This window comes from Thermomicrobiales bacterium, assembly GCA_023954495.1.
Lineage (GTDB): Bacteria > Chloroflexota > Chloroflexia > Thermomicrobiales > CFX8 > JAMLIA01.
The window spans coordinates 1-24,574 of record JAMLIA010000046.1 but is presented as its reverse complement, the minus strand read 5'-3'; the positions used below and the strand labels follow the sequence as shown (position 1 = coordinate 24,574).

Annotated in this window: 24 protein-coding genes and 1 pseudogene; 14 read left to right on the top strand and 11 right to left on the bottom strand. The window is 64.3% G+C overall.

From position 1 onward, the window contains the following. Positions 1-40: 40 nt before the first annotated feature. Entirely contained in the window at positions 41-352 is a 312-nt protein-coding gene (locus M9890_09940; GenBank protein MCO5177276.1) for a nucleotidyltransferase domain-containing protein, read from the bottom strand. A gap of 219 nt (positions 353-571) precedes the next feature. Beyond that, positions 572-859, bottom strand: a complete 288-nt coding sequence (locus tag M9890_09935) for a hypothetical protein (GenBank protein MCO5177275.1) — start codon at positions 857-859, stop codon at positions 572-574. A 297-nt stretch (positions 860-1,156) separates the two neighbouring features. Here M9890_09935 and M9890_09930 point away from each other — a divergent pair, with 297 nt between their 5' ends. Further along, the gene (locus tag M9890_09930; protein MCO5177274.1) at positions 1,157-2,335 is read left to right on the top strand and encodes an acyl-CoA dehydrogenase family protein; all 1,179 of its coding nucleotides are present in this window, start codon (positions 1,157-1,159) and stop codon (positions 2,333-2,335) included. 141 nt (positions 2,336-2,476) lie between these two features. Here M9890_09930 and M9890_09925 read toward each other — a convergent pair whose 3' ends face one another. Continuing rightward, positions 2,477-2,647, bottom strand: coding sequence for a hypothetical protein (locus tag M9890_09925; GenBank protein MCO5177273.1), 171 nt, complete (start codon positions 2,645-2,647; stop codon positions 2,477-2,479). Positions 2,648-2,672: 25 nt separating this feature from the next. Further along, a complete protein-coding gene (locus tag M9890_09920) occupies positions 2,673-2,780 on the bottom strand; it encodes an iron-sulfur cluster assembly protein (GenBank protein MCO5177272.1) in 108 nt (35 codons plus the stop codon). 159 nt (positions 2,781-2,939) lie between these two features. Here M9890_09920 and M9890_09915 point away from each other — a divergent pair, with 159 nt between their 5' ends. From M9890_09915 to M9890_09895, 5 genes and pseudogenes are all read left to right on the top strand, one after another. After that, positions 2,940-3,815, top strand: a complete 876-nt coding sequence (locus M9890_09915) for a hypothetical protein (protein MCO5177271.1) — start codon at positions 2,940-2,942, stop codon at positions 3,813-3,815. 238 nt (positions 3,816-4,053) lie between these two features. Beyond that, entirely contained in the window at positions 4,054-4,974 is a 921-nt protein-coding gene (locus M9890_09910) for a zinc ABC transporter substrate-binding protein (GenBank protein ID MCO5177270.1), read from the top strand. A 25-nt stretch (positions 4,975-4,999) separates the two neighbouring features. After that, positions 5,000-5,671 (top strand): annotated as a pseudogene (locus tag M9890_09905) (ABC transporter ATP-binding protein). A 101-nt stretch (positions 5,672-5,772) separates the two neighbouring features. Continuing rightward, positions 5,773-6,693: a metal ABC transporter permease gene (locus M9890_09900; GenBank protein MCO5177269.1), complete on the top strand. Its 921-nt coding sequence runs from the start codon at positions 5,773-5,775 to the stop codon at positions 6,691-6,693. Beyond that, positions 6,690-7,793: a metal ABC transporter permease gene (locus tag M9890_09895; protein MCO5177268.1), complete on the top strand. Its 1,104-nt coding sequence runs from the start codon at positions 6,690-6,692 to the stop codon at positions 7,791-7,793. Before M9890_09900 ends, M9890_09895 begins: the two co-directional genes overlap by 4 nt. A gap of 2 nt (positions 7,794-7,795) precedes the next feature. Here the strand turns inward: M9890_09895 and M9890_09890 are convergent, their stop codons facing one another. From M9890_09890 to M9890_09865, 6 genes are all read right to left on the bottom strand, one after another. Beyond that, positions 7,796-9,406, bottom strand: coding sequence for a phosphatase PAP2 family protein (locus tag M9890_09890; protein ID MCO5177267.1), 1,611 nt, complete (start codon positions 9,404-9,406; stop codon positions 7,796-7,798). Between the two features lie 135 nt (positions 9,407-9,541). Further along, on the bottom strand, positions 9,542-10,810 hold the full coding sequence (locus M9890_09885) for a flippase-like domain-containing protein (GenBank protein MCO5177266.1): 1,269 nt from the start codon (positions 10,808-10,810) through the stop codon (positions 9,542-9,544). 162 nt (positions 10,811-10,972) lie between these two features. Further along, entirely contained in the window at positions 10,973-11,836 is an 864-nt protein-coding gene (locus tag M9890_09880; GenBank protein MCO5177265.1) for a metallophosphoesterase, read from the bottom strand. 288 nt (positions 11,837-12,124) lie between these two features. After that, positions 12,125-12,727: a TetR/AcrR family transcriptional regulator gene (locus M9890_09875; GenBank protein ID MCO5177264.1), complete on the bottom strand. Its 603-nt coding sequence runs from the start codon at positions 12,725-12,727 to the stop codon at positions 12,125-12,127. Further along, positions 12,724-14,286 carry an MFS transporter gene (locus M9890_09870; GenBank protein ID MCO5177263.1) on the bottom strand — a complete coding sequence of 521 codons (1,563 nt, stop codon included), beginning with the start codon at positions 14,284-14,286 and terminating at the stop codon, positions 12,724-12,726. The genes M9890_09875 and M9890_09870 overlap by 4 nt, the downstream gene beginning before the upstream one ends. Before the next feature lie 97 nt (positions 14,287-14,383). Next, positions 14,384-15,160, bottom strand: coding sequence for a TIGR01458 family HAD-type hydrolase (locus M9890_09865; protein MCO5177262.1), 777 nt, complete (start codon positions 15,158-15,160; stop codon positions 14,384-14,386). A 174-nt stretch (positions 15,161-15,334) separates the two neighbouring features. Here M9890_09865 and M9890_09860 point away from each other — a divergent pair, with 174 nt between their 5' ends. From M9890_09860 to M9890_09825, 8 genes are all read left to right on the top strand, one after another. Further along, the gene (locus M9890_09860; protein ID MCO5177261.1) at positions 15,335-15,865 is read left to right on the top strand and encodes a DinB family protein; all 531 of its coding nucleotides are present in this window, start codon (positions 15,335-15,337) and stop codon (positions 15,863-15,865) included. 447 nt (positions 15,866-16,312) lie between these two features. Further along, positions 16,313-17,311 carry a cysteine synthase family protein gene (locus tag M9890_09855; protein ID MCO5177260.1) on the top strand — a complete coding sequence of 333 codons (999 nt, stop codon included), beginning with the start codon at positions 16,313-16,315 and terminating at the stop codon, positions 17,309-17,311. Positions 17,312-17,313: 2 nt separating this feature from the next. Beyond that, on the top strand, positions 17,314-17,847 hold the full coding sequence (locus M9890_09850; GenBank protein ID MCO5177259.1) for a M67 family metallopeptidase: 534 nt from the start codon (positions 17,314-17,316) through the stop codon (positions 17,845-17,847). 58 nt (positions 17,848-17,905) lie between these two features. Then, positions 17,906-19,366 (top strand): molybdopterin-synthase adenylyltransferase MoeB, encoded by a 1,461-nt coding sequence (moeB, locus tag M9890_09845; GenBank protein MCO5177258.1) that lies wholly within the window; start codon positions 17,906-17,908, stop codon positions 19,364-19,366. Positions 19,367-19,944: 578 nt separating this feature from the next. Next, entirely contained in the window at positions 19,945-20,229 is a 285-nt protein-coding gene (locus tag M9890_09840) for a metal-sensitive transcriptional regulator (GenBank protein ID MCO5177257.1), read from the top strand. Positions 20,230-20,313: 84 nt separating this feature from the next. Then, positions 20,314-20,730 carry a DUF302 domain-containing protein gene (locus M9890_09835; protein ID MCO5177256.1) on the top strand — a complete coding sequence of 139 codons (417 nt, stop codon included), beginning with the start codon at positions 20,314-20,316 and terminating at the stop codon, positions 20,728-20,730. A gap of 512 nt (positions 20,731-21,242) precedes the next feature. After that, a complete protein-coding gene (locus M9890_09830) occupies positions 21,243-21,848 on the top strand; it encodes a hypothetical protein (protein MCO5177255.1) in 606 nt (201 codons plus the stop codon). A 182-nt stretch (positions 21,849-22,030) separates the two neighbouring features. Continuing rightward, positions 22,031-23,272 (top strand): MFS transporter, encoded by a 1,242-nt coding sequence (locus M9890_09825; GenBank protein ID MCO5177254.1) that lies wholly within the window; start codon positions 22,031-22,033, stop codon positions 23,270-23,272. 592 nt (positions 23,273-23,864) lie between these two features. Here the strand turns inward: M9890_09825 and M9890_09820 are convergent. Beyond that, complete coding sequence (locus M9890_09820) at positions 23,865-24,386, bottom strand: RNHCP domain-containing protein (GenBank protein ID MCO5177253.1); 522 nt, start codon at positions 24,384-24,386, stop codon at positions 23,865-23,867. Between the last annotated feature and the right edge of the window lie 188 nt (positions 24,387-24,574).

Here is a 24,574-nt window from a genome sequence, read left to right as displayed (position 1 = left end):
TCGTAGAAGTCGCTCGCGATTCATGACTGCCCCGATCAGCTCAATCGCAACCGATAGCGGCAGCAGCAAATACAATCTTGGTCCGTTCCAAAACGTCAACACGAATGCTCGGATTCAGTCCACGCTTCAGCACAACATCGACCTTTCGGCGGATCATCACTGAGAGGTCGTGAGTGAGCGCAGAGAGCGTGAAGAAACTGATACGCACCCCCGGCTCGAACTCGACCGGTACGTCGATATCGCTATCGTCGCGCAGGACGGAGCCGAAGAGCGCCAGCTCGCGGACATAGTAATGGCGGCAGATTTCTGCAAGCTGGTCGTGTGGGATGTCGAGGCGGTCGCGAATCTGCAATGGTCGGTCCGTTCGTGAACGTGGTGGGCAAACGTGATCAGCTTATGCATGAACAACGTCCTGCACGAATGGTACCGCGCAACGGGCATCTTCTCAGAATTGGTGAGACGACGGATGGGGGTCCGTCGTCTCGTGGAGGGGGAAAGGGGCGTTCGGTCGGAGCGGATGTGGTCGTCCCGAATCACCTCGTCGACAGGTGGGGCCGCCGACGGGGAAGACCTACCCCGTCATCCGACGCATTGGAGGCAGAACGTTGAGCACGGGCGCCTCATGAACAGCCGCCGCCGTCACACCGCGCAGGGCGCGAGCGACGGACTCGATATCGTGCCACTGGTGAGACTGGACCGGCTCGTAGAAACCCATGACGAGCATCGTCTCGGCGGATGTGAGCGGCGTCACGACGTGCTCAGGCCCTCCGACGAGATAGTGATGATCGTTGGCATCAACGACGATGACATCGGTCGCGACAGTGTAAGAAGCCGGTACACCAGCAAGTCGAACATACATGAGGTCCAGCATTCCTCCCTGGTGGCATGGACGCGCTGCTGCTTTAGGCGCACGATCTATCGCGAATCGTGGGTCTGTTCGATGACTCTAGCAGCCAGTGCTCATTTGATTCGTTACAGCAACCTCTGCTCGTGTTACAGGATCGTGATAGCCAGACAAATCATCGTGTGTCACGCGTCTGAATCTGCGACTTCCCGGCCCGCGGCGTGCTGTTGCCATGTCGTTACGCTCGCAGCCTGCTATACATGCAGCACGCCGGGCGACGCTGCCGGGCGCGTAGAGGAAGGCAGGGACACGATGGCCGTGGAGAACACCGGAGTTGACCTCTCGACGCCGCTCTTTGAGCTGGATGATGCACATCGCGAGTTTCAGGCGCTCTGTCGCCGGTTCGTGCAGCAGCACGTACTGCCGCGAGTGGAGCAGGCCGAGCGTGAAGCACAGTTCCCCCTGGATCTGATGCCGCTGATGGGCCGCAACGGATTCCTCGGGCTGACCTTTCCGGAGGAGGCGGGCGGCACCGGCGGCGACATGCTGGCAATCGCGATCCTCTCCGAGGAGCTGGCCAAATCCTGCGGCGGTATCGCCGTGACGCCGCTGGCGAGTGCCTACATGGCCGCGCCACACCTGGCGAAGTTCGGCACGCCCGAGCAACAGGAGCGCTGGTTGCTGCCGATCACGACCGGCGAGAAGATCGCGTCGATCGGCGTCACTGAGCCGGGCACCGGCTCAGATGTCGCGGGCATGCGGACGACAGCGACGAAGGTTGATGGCGGCTACCGGATCAACGGCACGAAGCTCTTCATCACCAATGGCGGCTTCGCCGACTACATTGTCCTGGGTGCCAAGACCGATCCGACCGAGCGGCACCGCGGGATCACGATGTTCCTGATCGAGAAGGACGACGCGGGATTCAGCCTCGGGCGACCGCTGCAGAAGATGGGCTGGCACTCGTCCGACACCCGCGAGCTGATTTTCGACAACTGCTTCGTGCCGGACGATCGGGTGATCGGCGAGGTTGGGCGCGGCTTCTACCAGATCGCCGGCTCGTTCCAGACCGAGCGGATCACGCTGGCCGGTATGGGCGTCGGTCTGGCGCAGGCGGCGTTCGACGACGCGCGCGAGTACGCGACGCAGCGCGAGGCGTTCGGGGAGACAATCGGGAAGTACCAGGCGGTGCGCCACAAGCTGGCGGATATGGCAACTGACATTCAGGCCAGCCGACTCCTGCTGTACCAGGCTGCTGCCAAGTTCGACGCCGGTGCCGACGATGCGCTCGATCTCGTCGCGATGGCGAAGCTACACACGGCGATCATGGCGAATCGCGTCGCCGACGACGCCGTCCAGATCTTCGGCGGTTACGGCTACATTGAAGAGACGCGGGTGGCGATGCACTACCGCGACGCGCGCATCCTGCGCATCGGCGGTGGCACCGACGAGATCCAGCGGGAGATCCTGGCGAAGCGGATGGGGTTGTAGGGACGCGAAACATGTAGGGGCGTATCGCATACGCCCGTTCAACCCGACCGGCCGGATTGGCATCCACCACGCGCGATCTCCCGCGCCAACGGGTCGCGTATCTGGCCGGGCGTATGCGATACGCCCCTACATTTCTACGCTTTACCAGATGCCCAGCTCGTCGCGGGCGTCTTCGCTCATCATGGCCGGCGACCAGGGCGGGGACCAGACGATCTTGACGTCGATTTTGCCGATGCCCATCAGGCCGCCCAACGCGCTGGACTTCCTCGAAGATGACCGGCCCCAGCGGGCAGCCCATCGAGGTGAGGTCATGACGACCTGGACGTTGTTCTCTTCGTCAATCAGCGTCGTAGACGAGGCCGAGGTCAACGATGTTGACGCCCAGCTCCGGGTCGAAGACGTCCTTGAGCATTTCCATAATGAGGTCTTTGTTCAGTTGCACCATACCGGCGCGGCGCTCCCATCAGTTCAATCGATCGAGTGTCCTGGCCGCTAAGGATAACGTGCGAGGACAACGCTGGTCTGCTGTCTGCGGTACGCTCAGGGGAGAATGCCGAGGGATTCCCGGCGCAGACCGTCCGTGTACGATCGAGGGTGAGCCTCCATGTCCTGGCGAGATTTTCTGAAACGACGCGAGCAGCCCGACGATGCAGAGCAGCCGAAGATCGAGCTGCCGATGATCCGTACCGGCGGCGTCCAGTCGGCGGCCGGAGCACCGATCGTTGGGCGGCGGCGTCTGCCGGATGACCCGGAGGCGCGCGCGCGACGGAAGGCGCGGCTGGAGCAGCGCGTGCTCGATCTGCGCTACGACATCCAGCAGGCTGAGAGCGCCCTCAACGAACCGAACCGCTGGACCGTACGCATCACCGAGCTGGACAACGCCATTGAACAAGCCGGCAGCGACATCACGGCGATCCGCGAGGCAATCCCGGCGGAGCCCGGTATCCCGCTGCCGCCGTGGCCGGTCGCGATTGTTTCCCTGCGCGGTGCCGAACCGGCAGACATTCAGTTGCGGGTTGGCGAGATCCCGTTCCGTTACGTCGAAGATCTCGACTGGTCGGAACGCGGCCACCAGCGTGCTCCGACGGAGTTGCGCCGCACCGAGGGCGATCTCGACGCGCTGATGCCGGACACCGTGCCCGACGAACGCCGCGATCAGCTGCGCGAACATCTCGCGCATGGACTCGCAACGTTGGTCGAGGATCTCCGAGAGCGCGCGCTCGATAGGGAGCCGCTGCCACAAATGACGCTGGCCGACCTGGCCAGCCCCTGCCCGACCTGTGGCGGCTGGCGCGATCTGCGCGGACGCTGTCCAGCCTGCCAGCAGCGAGAGTGGCACGTCAGCGCGCTTGAGGATGATGTGCGCCGTCTGCGCAAGGAGCGGGTCGAGACACTCGAAGACATGCAGACACTGCGTGACCGTCTGCCGCTGCTGCGCCGCCGTCTGGCCGACGCCGAAGTCGAGGCAGCCCGAGCCTGAGCCACACGCTCTTTTCCTGAGCAATCACACCTGAACCAGGAGATTTTCCGGGTGACGACAGATCATGATAGATGGAATTAGGCTTGCCTAATTTAGAAATGTCCGTTACGCTAGATAGAAGTTGCTGACCGAAAATATCGTCAGCGGCTCAGGGCTAATATTGAACGTTTGAGTTTTGTAGAGGCTGATGCAGACCGCGAGACACCAATCACACAGAACACGATGGGCGCGCTGGCTGATGATGCTTCTCAGCATCGCCCTCGGATTGCTTGTCGTGGGTTGCGGACGTGAGGCGGGCAGTGCGCCGGCTGACATACCCACCCGGCAGATCCGCGTCGTCGCGACCACCGGCATGATCGCGGATGTTGCCGCACACGTTGGCGGTGAGCGTGTCGATGTCGCGGCACTGATGGGGCCGGGGGTCGATCCGCATCTGTACAAAGCCAGCGCGAAGGATGTCGTCGTTCTCGATGAGGCGGACATCATCTTCTACAACGGGCTGCACCTCGAAGGCCGGATGACCAGTATCTTCGAACGCCTGCAGGCAACCCGCGTGACCTTACCGGTCGCCGAGAACATCCCCGAAGATCGCCTGCGCCGACCGCCCGAATTCGAGGGCGCATGGGACCCGCATGTCTGGTTCGACGTCGAGCTGTGGGCGACGACGATTGATGCTATCCGTGACGGGCTAACGGAGCTCGATCCAACCCATGTCGACATCTACCGGGCAAATGCCGACGCCTATGCCGCCGAGCTGGCGGAGCTTGATGCCTGGGTCGCCGCGCAGTTCGCGACGATCCCCGAGGAGTCGCGGGTACTGATCACCGCACACGATGCATTCGGCTACATGGGTGACGCCTATGGGCTGGAGGTGCGCGGGCTGCAGGGCACCAGCACGGCTTCGGAGGCGGGCGCTGCCGACGTGCGCGCGCTCGCCGAGACGATCGTTGAGCGCTCGATCAAGGCGATCTTCATCGAATCCAGCGTCCCGACATCGACGATCGAGGCGGTGCAGTCTGCCGTGCGCAGTCGTGGCCACGAGGTCGAGATCGGTGGTGAGCTGTTCTCCGATGCGATGGGCGACCCGGACACCAACGAGGGCACCTACATCGGCATGGTCCGCTACAACGTCTCGACGATCGTCGCGGCGCTGCGCTAATGCTCTGGGGGGAAGAGGAATGACGATGCAGAAATCAGGACGACCAGTCGTCGCGCACGATCTGACGGTGGCCTATCGCGAGACGCCGGTTCTCTGGGATATTGACCTGGAGATACCGGAGGGCCAACTGGTCGCCATTGTCGGGCCGAACGGCGCGGGGAAGTCGACGCTGATCAAGACGATCCTCGGGTTGGTGAAGCCTGCCAGCGGCAATGTCCACATCTTCGACAAGCCGTATCGCGAGCAGCGCAAGCTGGTTGGCTACGTCCCGCAGCGCGGTAGCGTCGACTGGGACTTCCCGACGAACGTGATCGACGTTGTCCAGATGGGACTCTATGGCCACCTCGGCTGGATCCGTCGACCGGGCAAGCGCGAGCGCGAGACGGCGCTGGCCTGCCTGGAGCAGGTCGGGATGGCGCACCTCGCCGATCGACAGATCAGCCAGCTTTCCGGCGGCCAGCAGCAGCGCGTCTTCCTGGCGCGGGCACTGGCGCAGGACGCTCAGATCTACTTCCTCGACGAGCCGTTCGCCGGTGTCGATGCGACGACCGAACGGGCGATCATTGACGTGCTTCGTGAGCTGCGTTCGCGCGGCAAGACGCTCGTCGTCGTGCACCACGATCTGGAGACACTGCGCGAATACTTCGACTGGATCGTGATGCTCAACGTGCGCCTGATCGCTGCCGGGCCGGTCGAGACGACGTTCAACCGCGAGACGTTCGAGGCGACCTACGGGACGCGCCAGGCGTCGCTCTCCGGGTTGTTCGTCCGCGAGCCGCTGATCATGGCTGCAAGCGCATGATCCCGTCGATCCTCCACGATCTCGTTTTTGATTACACGCTGCGCAACGTCGCGCTCGGCTCGGCCATCCTCGGCATCGTCGGCGGCGTGCTGGGGTCGTTCGCGCTGTTGCGGCGGCAGGGACTGGTCGGCGATGCGCTGGCCCACGCTGCGCTGCCGGGCATCTGCCTGGCGTTCATGCTGACCGGCGCGCGCACGCCGCTCGTGCTCATGCTCGGCGCGGCCATCTCCGGCTGGATCGGCACGCTCCTGATCCTGCGGATCGTCCGCGACACACGACTGAGCGAAGACACGGCACTGGGCGTCATCCTGACGGTCTTCTTCGGGCTGGGCATCGTGCTGCTGACACAGATCCAGCACAGCGACAACGCCAACCAGGCCGGGCTGGACCACTACCTGTTCGGGCAGGCAGCGACGCTCGTCGCGGAAGACGTGCAGACGATGGCAGTCGTCGGCGGCATCGCCCTGGCGATCGTCGGGCTGCTGTTCAAAGAGATGAAGCTGCTGGCGTTCGATCCGGAGTTCGCCACCAGCCTCGGCTTTCCGACCGACCGATTGAGCATCCTGCTGACTTCGTCGATTGTGCTGGCGGTCGTCATCGGCCTGCAGACAGTCGGTGTCGTGCTGATGGCGGCGATGCTGGTCGGGCCGGCAGCGGCGGCGCGGCAGTGGACCAATCGGCTGGGCGTGATGGTCGTGCTGGCCGGCGTCTTCGGCGCGGCGGCCGGTGTCACCGGCGCGATGATCAGCGTTTCGGCACGCCAGATCCCGACCGGACCGATGATCGTGCTCTGCGTGACGGCACTGGTCATCGTCTCGCTGCTGTTCGCGCCGGAGCGCGGCATCGTCTGGGATTCGCTGCGGCGGCGCGCGCTGACTCGCTCGGTGCTGGCTGACGGACCGGGAGAGCTGTCATGACCGCGCAAGAAACGATCATGCTGACGGCGGTCTTCGCCGGAGCCGCCTGCTCGCTGGTGGGTGTGTTCCTCGTGCTGCGCCGGATGGCAATGATGGCCGACGCGATCAGCCACGCAATCCTGCCGGGGCTGGTCGCCTCCTACGTGCTGGCCAACGGGCCGAATCTGGCCGCCGGGATCCTCGGTGCCAGCGCAGCCGGGCTGCTGACCGTCGTGCTGGTCGAGGCGCTGCAACGCAGTGGCCGGGTGAAGTCGGACGGCGCGATCGGCATCGTCTTCCCAGCGCTCTTCGCGCTGGGCACGCTCGTCATCTCGCGCTGGTTCGCCAACGTCCATCTCGATGCCGACGCGATCCTTTTCGGCGAAATCGCCTTCGCGCCGTTCGACCGCCTGATCATCGGTGGGCGCGACCTCGGCTCACAACCGCTGATCGTGCTGGCCGCCCTGACGGTCATCAATCTCGCACTGCTGCTGCTGTTCTTCAAGGAGCTGAAGGTTGCGACGTTCGACGCCGGCCTGGCTGCGGCGCTGGGCTTCTCGCCAGTCGCGATCCATTATGGGCTGATGGTCGCCGTCTCCGTCACGACGGTCGGCGGCTTCGCAGCAGTCGGCGCAATCCTCGTTGTCGCCCTGATGATCGTGCCGGCCGCGACCGCCTATCTGCTGACCGACCGGCTGGGCTGGATGATCGCGATCGCCGTCACAATCGGGGCAGGCAGCGGCATCGTCGGCTATCAGATCGCCTGGGCGCTGGACGTCTCAATCAGTGGCATGATCGCAGTCGTAATGGGCGCGGCCTTCGCACTCGCTGCGACGTTCTCGCCGTCACACGGCGTCGTCGCCCGCATGATCCAGCGACAGCGACAGCGCGAGCAGTTCTCAGCCGATGTCCTGCTGCTGCACCTGAACCACCACCCAACCGGCGCGGAATCGCTGGCCGCACTCACGCAGGAGCTCGGCTGGACAGCCAGCCGCCTCACCAGCGCCGCCCGCCGAGTCGAGCGCACGCAACTCGCAACAACCGTCGGCAACGAGCTGCGCCTGACGCCGCGTGGTCAGGAAGAGGCCGGACGGTTGGCGGCGGGGCTTGGGGTGGAGTGACCTCACCCGCGCCGCTCTACAAAGCTCCGGATCAGCTCGACGTTGTCGCTGGTGAAGCCATCGACGCCCCAGGCGAGGACTTCGTCCATGCGGGCCTGGGTGTTGATCGGCCAGGTGATAACGGTTGAGACGCGTTCCTTGAGCGCGTCGACGATTTCGGCGCTGAGCAGGCGGTAGTGGATCGAGACGGCGTCGTGGTCGGCGCGCTCCAGGCGGGGCCAGACGCGGTCGAGCTGCCGCAGCCCGCCGATGGAGTGGACGACGGTCACCTGCTCGTAGGCGCGGAACTCGTCGAGCAGTCGCCAGTCCTGGGAGCAAACGAGCAGTGGATCATCGCCGCTGACCTTGCGGTACGCCTCCACGATCGCCGCCGGGAGCCCGGGCGCGCCGCGCTTCAGGTCAACGAGCAAGCGCGTTCCGGGTGCAAGGCCATCCAGCAACTGATCGAACGTGAAGCGCGGCGCGCGACTGCTCTCGATCGACCAGCGATCCCAGAGGATCGGAACCGGACCGGCGGTCTTCGCGTGGCGAACTTCAAGTTGCCCGTTGTGCAGCCAGACATCCGCCTCGATCAGGTCGGAGCCGGCGGCCTCGGCAGCCTCCAGAGCGCCGGCGCTGTTGCCATACCGATGGGCGACGACGAACGGACGCGGCAGCAGATCAATCGCTGCGCGCACATGCGGACGCGCGGCGACAGCCACGGCTGGCGCGGATTGCTCGCCACTGGCTCCGACAATCGTGGATGCCACGGCAGCACCGAGACCCGGCACAGGCTCGGCGGGAGCAGGCGCGCGGCTGGGCGGCGCGGTCGGGATGATGGCGCGCTGCCAGACCGGCGCAACACGCGTCACGAACAGGTAGCTGCTGACGACGATGATGCCGCCGACAACCCCGTCGATGAGGTAGTGGTTCGCGGTCAGGACGATGCTGATGTACATCAGCACCGGCATGATGACGCCGATTGCCCGCGTCCACCAGCGGCGCGCCTCGAAAAAGACCGCCATGCCAACCAGCAGGTCCCAGCCGAAATGCAGACTCGGGAACGCCGCATACGGGTTGGTCAACGACGGTGGCTGCAGAACGCGGTACGCGTTTGATTGCAGCGTCACTGTGTCGATGAAGCCAAATCCGGGCACCAGGCGGGGAGGTGCAACCGGGTGCAGTGCGAAGATGGCCATGCCAATCAGGCCGGAGAGGAACATCGTGTTGCGGTACTTGGGATAGGCGCGCGGGTGGGCGATCACGATCCAGGCAAACACAATCGCAAGGAACGGCCAGTGACCCCAGATGTAGACCCAGTTGACGAAATCAACCAGCCACTCGTGCCCGATGATGTAACCCTGCAACTGCGGCTCGTGGAAGATGCCGATTGACTTCTCGAAGTCGATCAGCTGGTGAGCGTGGTCGATGGCGACATCACCACGGGCGTGCATCAGATTGCGAACGAGGAAGTAGAACAGCGCGGCGGGTGCGATCATCAGCACCTCGCGGATCAGCCGCACCGAGCGCTGATGCGAGGCGGGGATCATCCAGCGCACAACCAGGCAGGCGACCATCAGGGCCGCAAACGTAGCAGTGTTCCAGTCATGCGGGTTGGGGATGATTGAAGGCATGAGCAGTGTCTCCGACTGGATGGTAGAGAGGCATCGACATTGATGCCGGGCTGCGACGAGAGGCCCAAAGACGGAGAACCAGTGCGTCGGCCGCTGCCTCTTCGGCTATGACCTGAGCGTTGCGCCCAGTGGATTCTACCCAAACAGGCTGAATGCCTCGACCAGGCTGGGGATATAGAGGAGCCCTACGACCGGGAGGATCACGGCCAGATTGCCGACAGCGAGCTGCCGCAGCCGCTCGCTCGGTCGCACGTGGCTGAAGGCCCAGACGAGGCTCACCGCGCCACCGACAGCAACGAGCAGCGAGACGAGATCAGACGGGCCAAGCGCCGAGCCGGAACCGAAGACCGGCAGGATCGTCCCGTCGCTGGCACCGGCGAGGAGCGCGCCAAGACCGACGATGGCGACAACCACCTGCGGCAGGCGCGAGGCGGTGCTGCGCACCAGATCCTGCCGACCAGCCTGCACAACCAGCCCGACCAACAACGGCAGCCAGAGATCGCCGAGCCGGAACAGCAACGCAGCACCGACCGCAGCCGGAACCGGCACGCCCATCTGCTGCAGCGCGACGGCCATCGAGACCTCGACGAGACCAATGCCCTGGAACACCGGCGCGACAAGGCTGAACATCGTGCCGGCGGTGAAGCCAACCAGCACGACCACCGGCGACACGTCCTGATGCATCGCCCGAAGCGCGATGAACAGACCGGCGGCGTTGGCCAGGTTGTAGAGCAACCCGACGCCGAACGGCGCAAGCAGGTCACGCGGACAAATCTGAAAGTGGCGGGCGTTGTCAACAAAGGCAGTCAGGCGCTCGGGCAGCAGCCGAGGCAGACCGTGACGGCCGCTGCGAAGCAACAACGTGATCGCCGTGAGCAGGACAATGAGCATCCCGAGCAGGATCGCCGCGCCAACCAGCGCAATGCCGGACGGGCGATGCACCAGGAAGGTCGGAACGAGCAGCAGAACGAACGAGGCATAGCCGGTGGCGCTGCGCAGCGTCGTCGTCAGCAGCGCGTCGTCTGCCGGAATCCCGCGCCGCCCGAGGTTACGAATCAGCACATAGATGGACGCCGGGCCACCAACTGGCGTCAGCGTCCCAACGACGTGGCGCTGCAGGTGCAGATCGACGAGCTCATGGAGGCGGACATCATGGCCGAGCCGCCGCAGGATGACCTTGTAGGTGAGTCCAGCCAGGGCAAGTGTAATGACCTGGAAAGCGAGGAGACCGACCAGCCAGCGGGAATCGGCAGCCGAGAGCGCAGTCCCGATCTGCTGAATCTCAGACCGCTGACGGGAAATGAACGCAACTGTCAGTCCCAGAAAGAGTGTGAGCCAGATGAAGATTCCGTACCGGGAGCCAAATGCCAACCCACGGCGGAACATTGCAGAGACGATTGACATAACCGAAGGTGGTTCTTTCTCCCCATCCACGCCACGGGTGCGGACAGCCGGAAGCGCGGTATCTGTGTCGTACTGTCCGTAGCGTACCACGCAGCCTGTTCGGGAGGACAGGCCAACGACCCGACCTTTCGGCCAGCATGGGGGATTGACTCGGAGAGGGGATCAGCGGTCGGCGGCTGATAACGAGGGCGGGTGAATCCGTTCTTCCATCGACGGCGTTGCATAGACCTCGCGTGCTCGCACAGTCACCGTCGTAAGCTCGGGGTAGCGCAGCGCGGTTAACCAGCCGCCGAAGGCGCAGCCAGTATCGATGTTAATCGTGTTGTTACGCCAGACGGCGCGCTGCACCGGCGTGTGTCCGTAGACGACTTTCGCCGCGCCGTGGTAGTCGGCCGCCCAGTCGCGCCGAATCGGATAGCCCCACGGGGAGTGGTCGCCGGTCGGCTCGCCGAAGCGGCTGAACGCCGACACGTGGCGATCGACTCTGCCGATCATCCACTCCTCTATACCGGCATGCGCGACCACCAGACGGCCCTGATCGAGGATGCGATAGGGCGGGGTCCGAGCGAGCAGGTCGGCGATGGCGCGACCAACCACCTTGCCGCGCGACGGGGGCAGCGCTTTCAGCTCAGCGACGGTCTCCGCCAGCCCGTAGGTCAGCTGGACGTTGCGGCCCATGAGATAGCGCGCGAACTTGCTGTCGTGGTTGCCGGGGACATACAGCGCCGTGCCGGCGTCAATCGACGCCAGCGCAATCGACCAGACGACGATGCTGCCCGGCCCGCGATCGTTGAGGTCGCCGAGGAAGATGAGCGTGCGGCCTTCAGGGTGGCGGACGACATCGCCGTCCAACTCGTAGCCGAGCCGATCCAGCAGCTCGCGCAGCTCGTCGATGCAGCCGTGGACATCGCCAACGATGTCATAGGGTGGCGGAGTCGCATCGTGGACGTCCGTGCCCTGAGCAATGGGGCGATCTTCCGCATATGCATGCGCCGAAGCGTCGATATGGTGCGCGTCGTCAGTCACGAGTGTCCCGTCTGCTCCTTTGCAAGGCATCCAAAGAGCAAGCGTACCGCACCGAAGGGGGTCTCACCTCACAGGGCGCGGCCAAACGGAATGTGTCCAGTATGTCGACGAACGCTTCTTCCTCTCTCGCGTCGGACTGTGTCGAACGAGTGGGAAATTTCTCACTGCCGGGTGCCACCTCCCATGTATAGACCGGAGGGCTCCCGGCGGCAAATGCCAGGTTTCTGGAGTGGCTGTCGGACCGGACTGGTCGACATGCTGACCAGGCTGGCTACCTGCACCGGCAGATCAGTCGGGCTCGTTACGAAGCAAGCCGTGCAGGATCGTGTCGATCAGTTGATCGGGGAAGTCGGGTGCGATGATGGCATCGACGCCAACGAAGAGAATCCGCGATATCACTGTGCCGGCAATCAGGTCGAGGGCGATCTCAACATCGAAGTCGTTGCGGAGCTGTCCGCGCTCGATCCCGCGCTGGATGACGGTGCGAGCGGCTGAGCGCCGCTCGCGGAGGAGCGTCTCCTGAAAGATGGAGGTCAGTCCCGGGCTGCTGATCGTCGCGCTGACCAGCCGCCCGATGACCGGGCCAATCGGCGAGCTGAGTGTGTGCTGCCGAAACTCGCGCACCAGGCGGCACAGATCGTCGCGAGCCGAGCCGGTGTCCGGTACCTCGACGTCCTGACTGAGCGACGAAAGGGCCGCGCCAACGAGCTCTTCCTTGCCGGGCCAGCGCCGGTAGATCGTCGTCTTCCCGACGCCGGCGCGGGCTGCAACGCCCTCTATCGACATCCCGTCGTAACCGTCCTCAATCAGCGCCTGCAGTGTGGCGGCGAGGATCGCCCGATTGGCCTGCGCGCTGCGCGGACGGCCGACGCGGGGTGCTGGGTCGCTCATGTTCCAGTGACCTCCGGTGGTGCGATCGTCGGCGCGACAACGTCTTCGGACATTTCATCTACCTCGCGCGCCGGAAGGAAAATCAGCGCGATCAGTGCGCCGACCAATGCAAACCCTGCCGCGACAATCGCTGTCGTCCCCATCGCATCAACAAACGCCGAGCGCGCAGCCGCCGCCAGCACTTGCCCCTGCTGACCGCCGATGTTGGCCGCCAGCGCCAGAGCGGGACCGATCGAATCGTTGGCGACAGCGGCGGCGTCCGCCGGCAGAGCACGCGTCGTCGGCTCGATCGCGCTGGTGTAGGCGGTCGCCAGCAAACTGCCCAGGATCGCGACGCCCAGCGCGCCGCCCACCTGACGGACAGTGTCGTTGACGGCCGAGCCAACACCAGCGTTCTCCTCCGGCACCGCGCCCATGATCGAGTCGGTGGCTGGTGACATCGCGCTGCCCATCCCGAAGCCGAGGATCAGCAGCGAGGTCACCACTGTCGAATAGCCGCTTGTATCGCTGATGCGTGCGAAGTTCAGCAGGCCCAGCGCGACAATCGCCAGTCCGGCCGCGACGACGATCTTCGTGCCAATCTTCGCGGCGAGGCGTGTGCCGAGGCCAACGCCGGCCATGATGCCAACAACGACCGGCGTCACCCGGATACCCGTCTCCAGCGTCGTGTAGCTGAGCACGAACTGCAGGTACTGCGTCAGGAAGAACAGCATGCCGAACATGGCGAAGAAGACGAGGGTGACCGAGATGCTGGCGGCGGAGAAACGCGGATTGCGGAACAGGCTCATATCGAGCATTGGCCGCTCGTGGCGCATCTCCCAGATCGCGAAGGCGATGAGCAGGACGACACCGACTGCCGCCCAGATCAGCGTCTGATCAGCCAGCCAGCCGGTGTTCGGCGCTTCGATGATGGCGTAGAGCAGCGCCGCCAGACCGGCGATCGAGAGGACTGCGCCGACCGGATCGAGCGACGCCACCTCGGGATCCTTCGATTCGGGCACAACGAAGATCGTCGCGATGACCGCCGCGATGACGATCGGGACGTTGATCAGGAAGATCGAGCCCCACCAGTAATGCTCCAGCAGCCAGCCACCGATGACCGGCCCCAGCGGGACACCCAGCCCAGCGGTGGCCGCCCAGATCGCGATGGCCTTCGCGCGCTCATCACGCGGGAAGACATTGACCAGGATCGAGAGTGTCGCCGGCATGATGAACGCGCCGCCGATACCCATCACGGCACGGGTGAAGATCAGATGGTTCGCCGAGCCCGACCAGGCGGAGAGCAGCGAGCCGATGCCGAAAATGGTGAAGCCGGTGAACAGCGCCAACCGCCGCCCGAAGCGATCGCCGAGCGCCCCGGCCGTCAGCAGCAGACCAGCGAACACGAGCACATAGGAATCGACGATCCACTGCAGTTGCGAGCTGCTCGCCCCGAGATCGCGCACCAACGTCGGCAAGGCGACATTCAGGATCGTGTTGTCCAGGGAGATCACGAGCAGGCTGGTGCACAGCACCGCCAGCGTCCACCAGCGCCGGGCGAAGATGTCGTTGCGCGTCATGGCGTGTTCCTGTCCGGTGAGATAAACGAAACGCTTGCGTATCGGAACCATCATACGCCTGACAGTTGCGATACGCAAGCGTTTCGTAATAGAAGCCTCACTCCAACACTTGATCGATCTCGGCCACCGAGTCCAGGGCGATGTCGGGGGTGCCTTCGGCGAGGTCGGCGTCGCGGTATTTGCCGGTGCGGACGAGGATGCCGGTCGCGCCCATGCGCATGGCCGGGACGAGGTCGTGGCCGATGGCATCACCGACCATAGCTGTCACACGCGGTGGCAGGCCGAGCGACTGGAAGCCGGCGCGGAAGAACGGGGCGGCGGGCTTGCCGACGAGCCGCGAGCGGCGACCGCTGGCGAACTCCAGCCCGCGGATGAACGCGCCGGCGTCGATGGTTGGGCCATTGCTGGTCATCCACCACGGGTCGCGGTGCATGGCGACGAGCGCCGCGCCGTTGAGCAGCAGGCGGAAGGCATGGTTCATTGAGGCGTAGTTGAAATTCTCAGCCGCGTCGCCAATGACCACGACACCGGCATGGTCGCCATCTGTGAGCTCGATGTCGTCGAACTCTTCAGCGACATCGCCCGATCCCAGCAGGTAGACCGCCTGACCGGGAAACTTCTTGCGCACGTATGTTGCTGCCGCGCCACCAGCCGTGATGATCTCGTCGTCAGCAACATCGAAGCCCAGGTTGCGCATCAATGCGCCCAGCGACCGGCGCGACCGGACAGTCGTGTTGGTCAGCAGTCGAACGGGGATGCCACGCGCGCGGACGCGATCGAGCGCCGCAGCGGCACCGGGGATCGCCACGCCATCAACGTGGAACACTCCATCAACATCGAAGAGGATGCCCTCGATCGGCGACTCTGGTCGCATCAGCACTTCCTTCTATTTGCTCGCGCTCGTGGTTGTCGATCAGCAGTCTAGCCGACATGCACGCAGGTGACAGACACCGAGACAGATGACGCACCAAGTGTTGACATCTGGGCAAGATCATGTACTGTACGTATAGAACGCGTGTTCGCCTTCGTATTTGAAAGAGGAGCATCATTGGACGCAGTAACCAGCTTCCGCGGCCAGTTCAACCAGGCACACGAGATGATCGAGCAGGCAGTCGCCGATCTGACGCCCGAGCAGCGCAACTATCGCGGCGAGGGTTGGAACATTCAGTCGATTGGCGGGATCTACGGTCACGTCCTCACCAGCGAGGACTACCTGATCAACTTCATGATCCGTGAGACGCCGGAGGACTTCCTCTTTGCCCGTGACGGCTGGGCCGAGAAGACTGGGTACGACGCCGGCGAAGATGGGCAGCTGTCGGAGAAGGTCAGTGCCGCAGCCAGCGCCGCAGATTTCGATGCGCTCCGCGAATACGGCAAGCAGGTCTACGCCGCCACGGACGCCTGGGTCGCGTCTCTCTCCGAGGGCGACCTCGATCGCAAGATCAACATCCCGTGGATGGGCACTGACATGTCGGTCGGCGAGATCATCGGCACAATCCTGATCTGGCACGCGGTGCAGCACGGCGGCGAGATCTGCGCGCTCAAGGGTGTGCAGGGCGGACAGGGTCTGCCGTTCTAGCGCACTGAGACCGTCAAGGACATACCGCCGGGAATACGCTCCCAGGTGTTGTGGTTATCAGTCACAGGGTGTTCAGGCAGCAGTGCTGCTGGACGCCCTGTGACGCTTGTGGCACCCTCGAAGCGCGTGGTTGTCCTTCGGGTCGCCCGGACATCATCTGGAAATGCGGCATTTCGATGCAAGTACGAAGCAGCAGAGTATACCGATGCACACGCGGCGGCGCTGCCGACCGTGCCTGGCCGGGTACGCCTGTCGCCCACCTCGCGTTTGAAACGGACTATCACTTCACCACCATCGACTGTCGCTCCTGACGTCGCGCACATCCGGCAACGCCCGGCATGTGCCCCCTCACCGTTCACCACATCATGAACCGGCTGATAGTGATGCGTCCGCGCATCGCGACTATCAACGCATTTGCGACGTTGCCGTCAGGAGGCAGTACTGTCGATGGAGCACACGACTAGCGATATGAGCACCGCACTGCTATCGGGGCTGGGGGTCATCACGGACGAGACAGCCAGCCGTTCCAGCCGTTCCAATGAGCTGACCAGGCAGATCGGCAACACGCCGCTCGTCCGCCTGCGCTCGCTGGAGCCGGCCCCGGGCATTGAGGTCTACGGTAAGGCCGAGTGGCAGAACCCGGGCGGGTCGATCAAGGATCGCGCCGCGCTGGCGATGATTGAGGAGGGCGAGCGCAGCGGCAGGCTGACGCACGACAAGACCATCCTCGACGCCACCAGCGGCAACACCGGCATTGCCTACGCCATGATCGGTGCGGCACGCGGCTATCGCGTCGCGCTCTGCCTGCCGCGCAGCGCCAGCGAGGAGCGCCAGAAGATCCTGCGAGCCTACGGTGCGGAGCTGATCCTGACCGATCCGGGCGAAGGTTCGGATGGTGCAATCCGGGCCGTCCGCGAGCTGTACGCCGATCATCCGGATCGCTATTTCTACCCGGACCAGTACAACAACCCGGAGAATCCGCTGGCGCACGAGCGCACGACCGCACCGGAGATCTGGCGGCAGACCGGCGGGCGCATCACGCACTTCGTTGCGGGTTTGGGGACGAGCGGGACGTTCGTCGGCACCGGCCGCGCCCTGCGTCGCCTCAACCCGCAGGTCGAGCTGATCGCTGTCCAGCCGGACTCGCCGTTCAACGGCCTTGAGGGCCTGAAGCACATGGCGACCGCGATCGTGCCGGGCATCTATGATGAGACGCTGGCCGACGTGAACAGCGAGGTACGCACCGAAGATGCCTACCGGATGGTGCGCTGGATCGCCCGCAGCGAGGGCCTGCTGATCGGAGTCTCCAGCGGCGCGGCACTGGTCGAGGCCGAGCGCGTCGCGCTGCGCGTGCGCAACGAGGGCAAACAGGGCATCATCGTCGCCATCCTGCCCGATAGCGGCAATCGCTACCTGAGCGACCGCTTCTGGGAAGAGGAGGACTAAGGATGCCCGAGGCTACCGCGTGCCTGTCGATCGTACTGCCGGACGGCCTGGCCGCCGCCATTGCGACGCACGGCGAGGAGACGTTTCCGGACGAGTGTTGCGGCGTGCTTCTCGGCAACGAGACAGGCGGGCAGCGCACCGTCGAGCAGCTCCTGCCGATTGAGAACGAGTGGGACGAAGGGGAGCGCCGACGCCGGTTCCTGATTACGCCGCAGGCCATGATGCGCGCCGAGCGTGAAGCTCGCAAACGCGGGCTGGACATCCTTGGGTTCTACCATTCACACCCGAACGCGCCAGCACGTCCATCCGAGTTCGATCGCGAGCACGCCTGGCCCTGGTACAGCTACCTGATCGCCAGCATCCGCGAGGGGACTTTCGACGTCCTGACCGGCTGGCAGTTGCGCGACGATCGCACGGCGTACGACGAAGTGGCAATCACCCAATCGGGCGCAGATGACCATCCGACGCATGGATCGCATCCTGCGACCGGACACGCACCTGACGCGGCATCCGACGCACTGGGAGAGGACGAGTGAGCGACCAGACCCAGCCATCAACTGACACACGGCTGTTCAATTTGAAGCAGGAGGCACCATGACGACGAATGTCGCAACGGCAACCATATTTATCCCGACCGCACTGCGTGGCTTCACTGGCGGCGCAGCGACCCACAACGTACCGGCCACGACGGTCGGCGAGGCGCTGGCGCAGCTGACAGCCGAATACTCGGATCTGAAGCAGCATCTGTTCAGCGACGAAGGCAAGCTGCGCTCGTTCGTCAACATCTACGTTGGCGAGGACGACATCCGCTATCTCAACGGAGCGGACACCGAGCTGACCGAGGGTGCCAGAAGTCACGATCGTCCCGTCGATCGCCGGTGGTGCGGTCGAGCCACGGGTCGCCGAGACAACGCTCTCAACGAAGAGATCATGCGCTACTCGCGGCACCTGATCATGCCGGAGGTCGCGCTCTCCGGCCAGGAGAAGCTGAAGGCGGCCAAGGTGCTGCTGATCGGCGCAGGTGGCCTCGGTGCGCCGCTCGGCCTCTATCTGGCGGCGGCTGGTGTCGGCACGATCGGCGTCGTCGATAGCGATGTCGTCGACGTCACCAACCTGCAGCGTCAGGTCATCTACGCCACCAGCGACATCGACCGCCCCAAGCTCGAAGCCTCGGCTCAGCGACTTCGCGACCTCAACCCCCACATCAAGATCGTGCCCTACGAGGTGCGGCTGACCAGTGAGAACGCGCTGGAGATCTTCAAGGACTATGACATCATCATCGACGGGACGGACAACTTCCCGACCCGCTACCTGGTGAACGATGCCTGTGTGATGCTCGGCAAGCCGAACGTCTACGGCAGCATCTTCCGCTTCGAGGGCCAGATCTCGGTCTTCGACGCGACACAGGGCCCGTGCTACCGCTGCCTCTATCCGGAACCGCCCCCGCCGGGCCTGGTCCCCAGCTGCGCCGAGGGTGGTGTGCTGGGCGTCCTGCCGGGCACGGTCGGCGTGATGCAGGCGACCGAGGCGGTCAAGCTGATCCTCGGCATCGGCGAGCCACTGGTTGGTCGGCTGCTGCGCTATGATGCGCTCGGCATGCGGTTCAAGGAGTACAAGCTCCGCAAGGATCCGCACTGCCCGGTCTGCGGTGAGAACCCGACCGTGACTGAGCTGATTGACTACATGGAGTTTTGTGGCGTCATGCCTGAACCGAAGCCAACCGAAGTCGTCGCACCGGAGTGGCAGATCACGCCGGTCGAGCTGGCCGCCAAGCGCGCCGCCGGCTGGAACCCGCTGGTCGTCGACGTGCGCGAGCCGCATGAGCGCGAGATCGGCCTCATCCCGGACAGCGTCCTGATCCCGGTCGGCGAGATTCCGGCCCGGATACACGAGCTCGATTCCAGCCGCGACATCGTGCTCTACTGCCGATCCGGCGTCCGCAGCGCCCGCGCGCTCGAGCAGCTGCGCACGGCAGGCTTCACGAAGCTGAAGAACCTCACCGGCGGCATCCTGGCCTGGTCCGACGACGTCGATTCGAGTATTCCGAAGTATTAGGGGACCTCACCCTCCCCGGCCCTCCCTCTCCCGTGGGGAGAGGGAGGGTGTCCTGTGTCTGGTGGGTTGACTGCCGATCGCGCAAATCATCCGGACGGGCAGGACTCGACCTGTCCTCGCCGTGAGGCGACACCCCCCGCATCAGCCCAACGCAGTTCAACGAGCGCACGATCTGCCTCTCACTTCGTAGAGACAGACCTCGGTCTGTCATCGCAGTGAGGCGACTCCTCCGCTGCGAGTCGATGGCATGCTGAGCCTCAGGCACGCCATCATCCGCGTGCCGTCATGAATGACGATGCGCTTGGCGCAGCCGCCCGTACGCCCCGCATGTGTTCCACGTTTCCGGCACGCAGGCTGAAAGCGACGAAAGTCGCCTCACGGCGAGGACAGGCCGGGTCCTGTCCGTACGGAAGAGTTGCTTCGAGATCTCTGATCGATGCACTCAGCCCTCATTTCAACGATGGGGTGCAGTCCAATCCATCCTCCTGTTCGCTCTTGCGTTCCCTCGTCCTTGCCTTTCTCATGCCTGATATGTACCCTAGGGGGGTAGTCTAGGAACGTCTGGCAAAGGAAGGGTGATGCCGACAATCGGGGAGATCGATGGCGAGATGCGGCAGGACTTCATTGAGCGGCTAAAGCGCATCGAGGGTCAGGCGCGCGGCATTCAGAAGATGATCGACGATGAGCGTGATTGCGAGCAGGTGCTGACGCAGGTCGCGTCGATGAAGGCGGCTGTGCACGCGCTCTCGGGACAGATGCTGGAGGCGTGGGCGCTGTACTGCATCGGGAATCCCGACCAGTTCTCGTCGCCCGATGTCGCCGCACGCAAGATGGTTGACCTCGTTGTGAAGCACAGCCGCTAACGTGCAAATGAGGGGGCCGGGCGCTGCAGACACTGGACTCCAGCACCGGTCGATGCTCCGGGGCGGAGCAAGCAGGAGAACACCATGACCGCTACACTGACTGAGACGAGCTATGGGCTTGGCGTGACAGTAGAGCTTTCCTATGAGGAAGCCATCGAGCGAACGAAGCAGGCGCTGGCTGAAGAAGGTTTCGGCGTCTTGACCGAGATCGACATCCGTGCCACGCTGAAGTCGAAGATCGGCGCCGACGTCGAGCCGTACATCATCCTCGGTGCCTGCAATCCGGGACTGGCGCATCAGGCGCTGACCGCCGAGCAGGAGATCGGACTGCTGCTGCCCTGCAATGTCGTTGTGCGTGCCATCGACGAAGGTCGCGCAGCAGTCTCCGCGATGGATCCGCAGGCCGCGCTGGGCCTCGTCGATAACGCAGACGTGGCATCGGTCGCGACCGAAGCCCGCGAACGATTGCAACGCGCGTTGCTGAGCCTGGTGAACGCATAAGGTGGGAAGAAGACGACCATGATTGAAGCACTCCTGATCATCGGCGCGCTCGCAATCTGGATCGTGCTGCAGATGATCGTCCTGCCACGCTTCGGTGTACCCACCTGAGCAGCCCCGGTCCCACTGCGTCGGTCAGACGCTGCCGATCTCGAGGACGAATCAGCACCGCCCATCACGACGGCGGAGAACGAGCCACAGCCCCAACAACTGGACTGACAGAATCGATTCAGCCGCAATGCCATCTACACCGCTCACGCCGCATGCAGCCAAGCGGTAAAGCGAGGCGCGTGACCACCCGGGCCGGTCGTGCGTTACACTTTCAGATTCCCGGTGACCGGCAGCAGCGTGACGGCACGCGCTGGTAGTCGCCAAGGGTCGCGCTGATGATCTGTCCGCAATGTGGCCACCGTAATGAGCTCGGCGTCGCCCAGTGCGCTGCATGTGGTCGCCCATTCACACGCTCCGCCACACAACACCGCTCGTGGCACGGTCGCCAGCAGGCTCCTGCATCGGTGGCCGCAGCTCCGGCAATGCACGCAGCACCCGCGCCGATGCCGGTGGCACCACCGGCGCGCCGACGCGGCCGTGGAGGCGGCTGCCTGCTCTCACTCCTGTTGATGCTGACCATCGGCGGCGTCGCTGCCTGGCTGCTGATTACCCAGGTCGTGCAACCCTGGGTCGGCGATCTGGCGATCAACGGCATTCGCGATGGAATTCGCGAGGCAGTCCACGATCGCATCGCCACTGAGGTCGGTCTGGATTCGTCTGGTGAAGTAACGATCACTGATCAGGAAATCACCGATCGGCTGCAAAGTCGCGGCAACCTTGGACCGATTGATGACATTCAAGTTCACATAACTCCAGATGGTCTGACCGTCGATCTCTCGGCGTATGGCGTCAGCGGGACGTATCGCGCTGCCGTCGTCGAGCAGGATGGCTCGCTGGCCCTCACCAACGGCCACCTCGATGGTGCGCTGGCATACGCGCTGCCGGAGGGTGAGCTGGAAAGCGGGATCAATCGAGAGCTGGCCGCGGCGCTCGCCGCCGGTGGCTACCGCGTTGACGACGTGACGCTCGGAGATGGTGCGCTGACGCTGGCGCTCACGTCCGGAAGCTGACCTTAATCAGGGTATCCCGCAACAGCGACCTGCACTACACTCTGCCCTGGCGACGGGGGAGGGATTTGAGGCAGCTCTCCTGAGAGTCGGCCGCGGCCGGCACGATGGACCGACGGTCATAGCGCGTGTCCCGCGCGGCAGCGTCTCCCTACCTCCACAGATGGACAGATCACGGCGGGGTGATGAGCAAGAACGCAGGGCCGCGACCGGCGATATCCTGGCGACGCAATCTCTACGCGCTCTGGATAGCCCAGATGCTGACCATCATCGGATTCAGCCTGCGCACTCCCTTTCTGCCGTTCTACATTAAGGACCTCGGGGCCGAATCATTTGCCAGCCAGGCGCTCTGGGCCGGCGTGATCAACGCTGGCGGGGCGGCGGTCATGGCACTCACTGCGCCGCTGTGGGGCATCGTCGCCGATCGCTACGGTCGCAAGCCGATGGTGGTGCGCGCGATGCTGGCCGGCGCGATGACGATCGGGCTGATGAGCCTGGCGACCAGCCCCTGGCATCTGCTCATCCTGCGCTTTATCGAAGGTGGCTTCACTGGCACGGTCACTGCCTCAACCACGCTCGTTGCTGCCACAACCCCGCGCGACCAGATGGGCTTCGGCCTGGGCATGATGCAGATGGCCGTGTTCTCCGGCGCGTCGATCGGTCCGCTGATCGGTGGTGTTCTGGCGGATCAGATCGGGTATCGACCGACATTTGTCGTCGCCGGCATGATGCTCTTCATCGGCGGCTTCATCGTCCTGACGCAGGTACGCGAGGAGTTCACGCGCCCGGCACGCGGCACGATCGACGAGCAACCAAGCCATCGGCTGCGAGCGCTGCTGCTCTCCAGCTCGATGCTGGCGATGATCGCCGTCATGCTGGCGCTGCGAGTGGCGTCCAGCGCGATCCAGCCGATCATGCCGCTCTACGTTGAGAACCTGGCCCACTCGGCTGCGGCGGTCGCGACGCTGTCCGGCATCACGCTCGGCATCGCCGGACTGACCAGCGCGTTCGCGTCGATCACGCTCGGACGCCTGGCCGACCGGATCGGGCAGCGTTCGGTGCTCATCGCCTGCGCCATCGGCGTCGGGCTGCTCTATCTCCCGCAGGCGTTCGCCGGCAGCGTGACGCAGCTCATCATTCTGCAGGGACTCTTCGGGCTGGCGGCCGGTGGGGTGATGCCGACGGCAAACGCGATCGTCGCTCACCTGACTCCCGCCGAACGCCGCGGAGCCATCTTCGGCTTCACGGCAGCAGCGACATCGCTGGGCGGGTTCATCGGGCCGCTCGGCGGGTCGAGCATCGCCGCGAGCTTCGACATGCGCTATGTCTTCCTCAGTAGCGGCATCCTCATGCTCGTCGTCGGCGCGTGGGTAGCCCACGCCATTCGACACAGCGATGTCGACGCGAACCCGGCAGAGGCTGCGTAGACGTATCGTGGGCAATGGCGAAGAGAACGCGTGTGATCCCGGCGTGTCGGCAGGCAGGCGATCCGACGCAGCGCCATGAATCACAGCTGCGACTACCGCGCTCGTGAACAGGAGCGGGAGATGTCGAGTGGCGGAGAGCGGAGGGCGAAGGCTCAGGAGGTTGTCAGAACCTATTTGCCCGTTCGCCAGCAACCCATTGCCTCTGTCATTCTGAATGGGTTGTCAAAGCCAACGTGTCGATCATCCTGACGCGGCAGCCAACCCCTTGTCCTGTCATCTTGAGGTCGCAACCGAAAGATCTCCCACCCGTTCGACTCGGTCAAACGCGGGTGCCATTGCCCGGGTGGAACGCGGTGGGAACGGCATGGCGAAAGTGGCCCCCAACCCATTTCGATCGGTAGCCACGGTGGCCGGGTGCCCTTATTGAATGAACGTGGGCCAAACGGGCGTATGCGATACGCCCCTACATCAACCAACGTCTGCCGTCCCGTGCGAGAAGGCAACTGACACGTTGGCCGCTGCATCGAATCGCATACGCCCATTCAGATACCCACCGCCAACAGAACGGCATGCATCGCCTTAGATCGCCCGATCACCCCGCATCATCATCCCGATCAGGCAGCGACGCCTCGTCGAGGACGGGCAACTCCTCCAGCAGGATCGGGTTGTCGTCGGCGGCGACGCGGTTGTAGCGGATCGCTTCGCAGCCGAGGCAGCGATGGACGACGACCTGTTCGAGGCTGGGTCGGTAGAAGATGCCGATGGGTTCCATCAGCGAGCGGCAGTCGCTGGCGCGATCACCGGGCGTTTTGAGATCGACGTGCAGCGAATAGAGGCACATCGGGCAGTGGTTGCGCTGGCGTCCGCCGGACGGTGGCTCTCCGATGAATGCACGGCAGTTGCGGCACTTGAACGGCTCGCTAATCCCGGCTCGTCGTCGTTCACGCTCACGCCGGTCGTGGTCCGTTTCCCACTCGTCTTCGATCTCGTCTTCTTCGACAACCTTCTCAACCCAGCGCGTTCGCGCGCGTTGCGTTGGGCGTCGCCCGCGTCGTGTCTGTCCGTATTCCAGCTCGTCGTCGTCTTCATCGAGCTGCCATTCGTCGTATCGCACCGCGCGTCTCTCCGTGATTCCGTTGTCCCAAGTGACAAGGTGATGGCGCAGTATGGTGCGGTATCACGCGACACGATGCAAGCGTCTCGGCCACTTGCCGCGCGCCGCATCTGAGCCTATCCTGCCGCGGGCTACTACGTTGCGATTCATGAGGATGGAGTCGAGTCCGTGGCACAACCACTTTCTGC

Coding starts and splice junctions, on each gene's coding strand:
- M9890_09870 (MCO5177263.1), bottom strand. CDS start 14,286: ATGACGCGCAACGACATCTTCGCCCGGCGCTGGTGGACGCTGGCGGTG.
- M9890_09895 (MCO5177268.1), top strand. CDS start 6,690: ATGACCGCGCAAGAAACGATCATGCTGACGGCGGTCTTCGCCGGAGCC.
- M9890_09885 (MCO5177266.1), bottom strand. CDS start 10,810: ATGTCAATCGTCTCTGCAATGTTCCGCCGTGGGTTGGCATTTGGCTCC.
- M9890_09915 (MCO5177271.1), top strand. CDS start 2,940: ATGTCCTGGCGAGATTTTCTGAAACGACGCGAGCAGCCCGACGATGCA.
- M9890_09835 (MCO5177256.1), top strand. CDS start 20,314: ATGACCGCTACACTGACTGAGACGAGCTATGGGCTTGGCGTGACAGTA.
- M9890_09890 (MCO5177267.1), bottom strand. CDS start 9,406: ATGCCTTCAATCATCCCCAACCCGCATGACTGGAACACTGCTACGTTT.
- M9890_09875 (MCO5177264.1), bottom strand. CDS start 12,727: ATGAGCGACCCAGCACCCCGCGTCGGCCGTCCGCGCAGCGCGCAGGCC.
- M9890_09935 (MCO5177275.1), bottom strand. CDS start 859: ATGTATGTTCGACTTGCTGGTGTACCGGCTTCTTACACTGTCGCGACC.
- M9890_09900 (MCO5177269.1), top strand. CDS start 5,773: ATGATCCCGTCGATCCTCCACGATCTCGTTTTTGATTACACGCTGCGC.
- M9890_09825 (MCO5177254.1), top strand. CDS start 22,031: ATGAGCAAGAACGCAGGGCCGCGACCGGCGATATCCTGGCGACGCAAT.
- M9890_09910 (MCO5177270.1), top strand. CDS start 4,054: ATGATGCTTCTCAGCATCGCCCTCGGATTGCTTGTCGTGGGTTGCGGA.
- moeB (MCO5177258.1), top strand. CDS start 17,906: ATGACGACGAATGTCGCAACGGCAACCATATTTATCCCGACCGCACTG.
- M9890_09850 (MCO5177259.1), top strand. CDS start 17,314: ATGCCCGAGGCTACCGCGTGCCTGTCGATCGTACTGCCGGACGGCCTG.
- M9890_09930 (MCO5177274.1), top strand. CDS start 1,157: ATGGCCGTGGAGAACACCGGAGTTGACCTCTCGACGCCGCTCTTTGAG.
- M9890_09840 (MCO5177257.1), top strand. CDS start 19,945: ATGCCGACAATCGGGGAGATCGATGGCGAGATGCGGCAGGACTTCATT.
- M9890_09920 (MCO5177272.1), bottom strand. CDS start 2,780: ATGGTGCAACTGAACAAAGACCTCATTATGGAAATGCTCAAGGACGTC.
- M9890_09855 (MCO5177260.1), top strand. CDS start 16,313: ATGGAGCACACGACTAGCGATATGAGCACCGCACTGCTATCGGGGCTG.
- M9890_09925 (MCO5177273.1), bottom strand. CDS start 2,647: ATGACCTCACCTCGATGGGCTGCCCGCTGGGGCCGGTCATCTTCGAGG.
- M9890_09865 (MCO5177262.1), bottom strand. CDS start 15,160: ATGCGACCAGAGTCGCCGATCGAGGGCATCCTCTTCGATGTTGATGGA.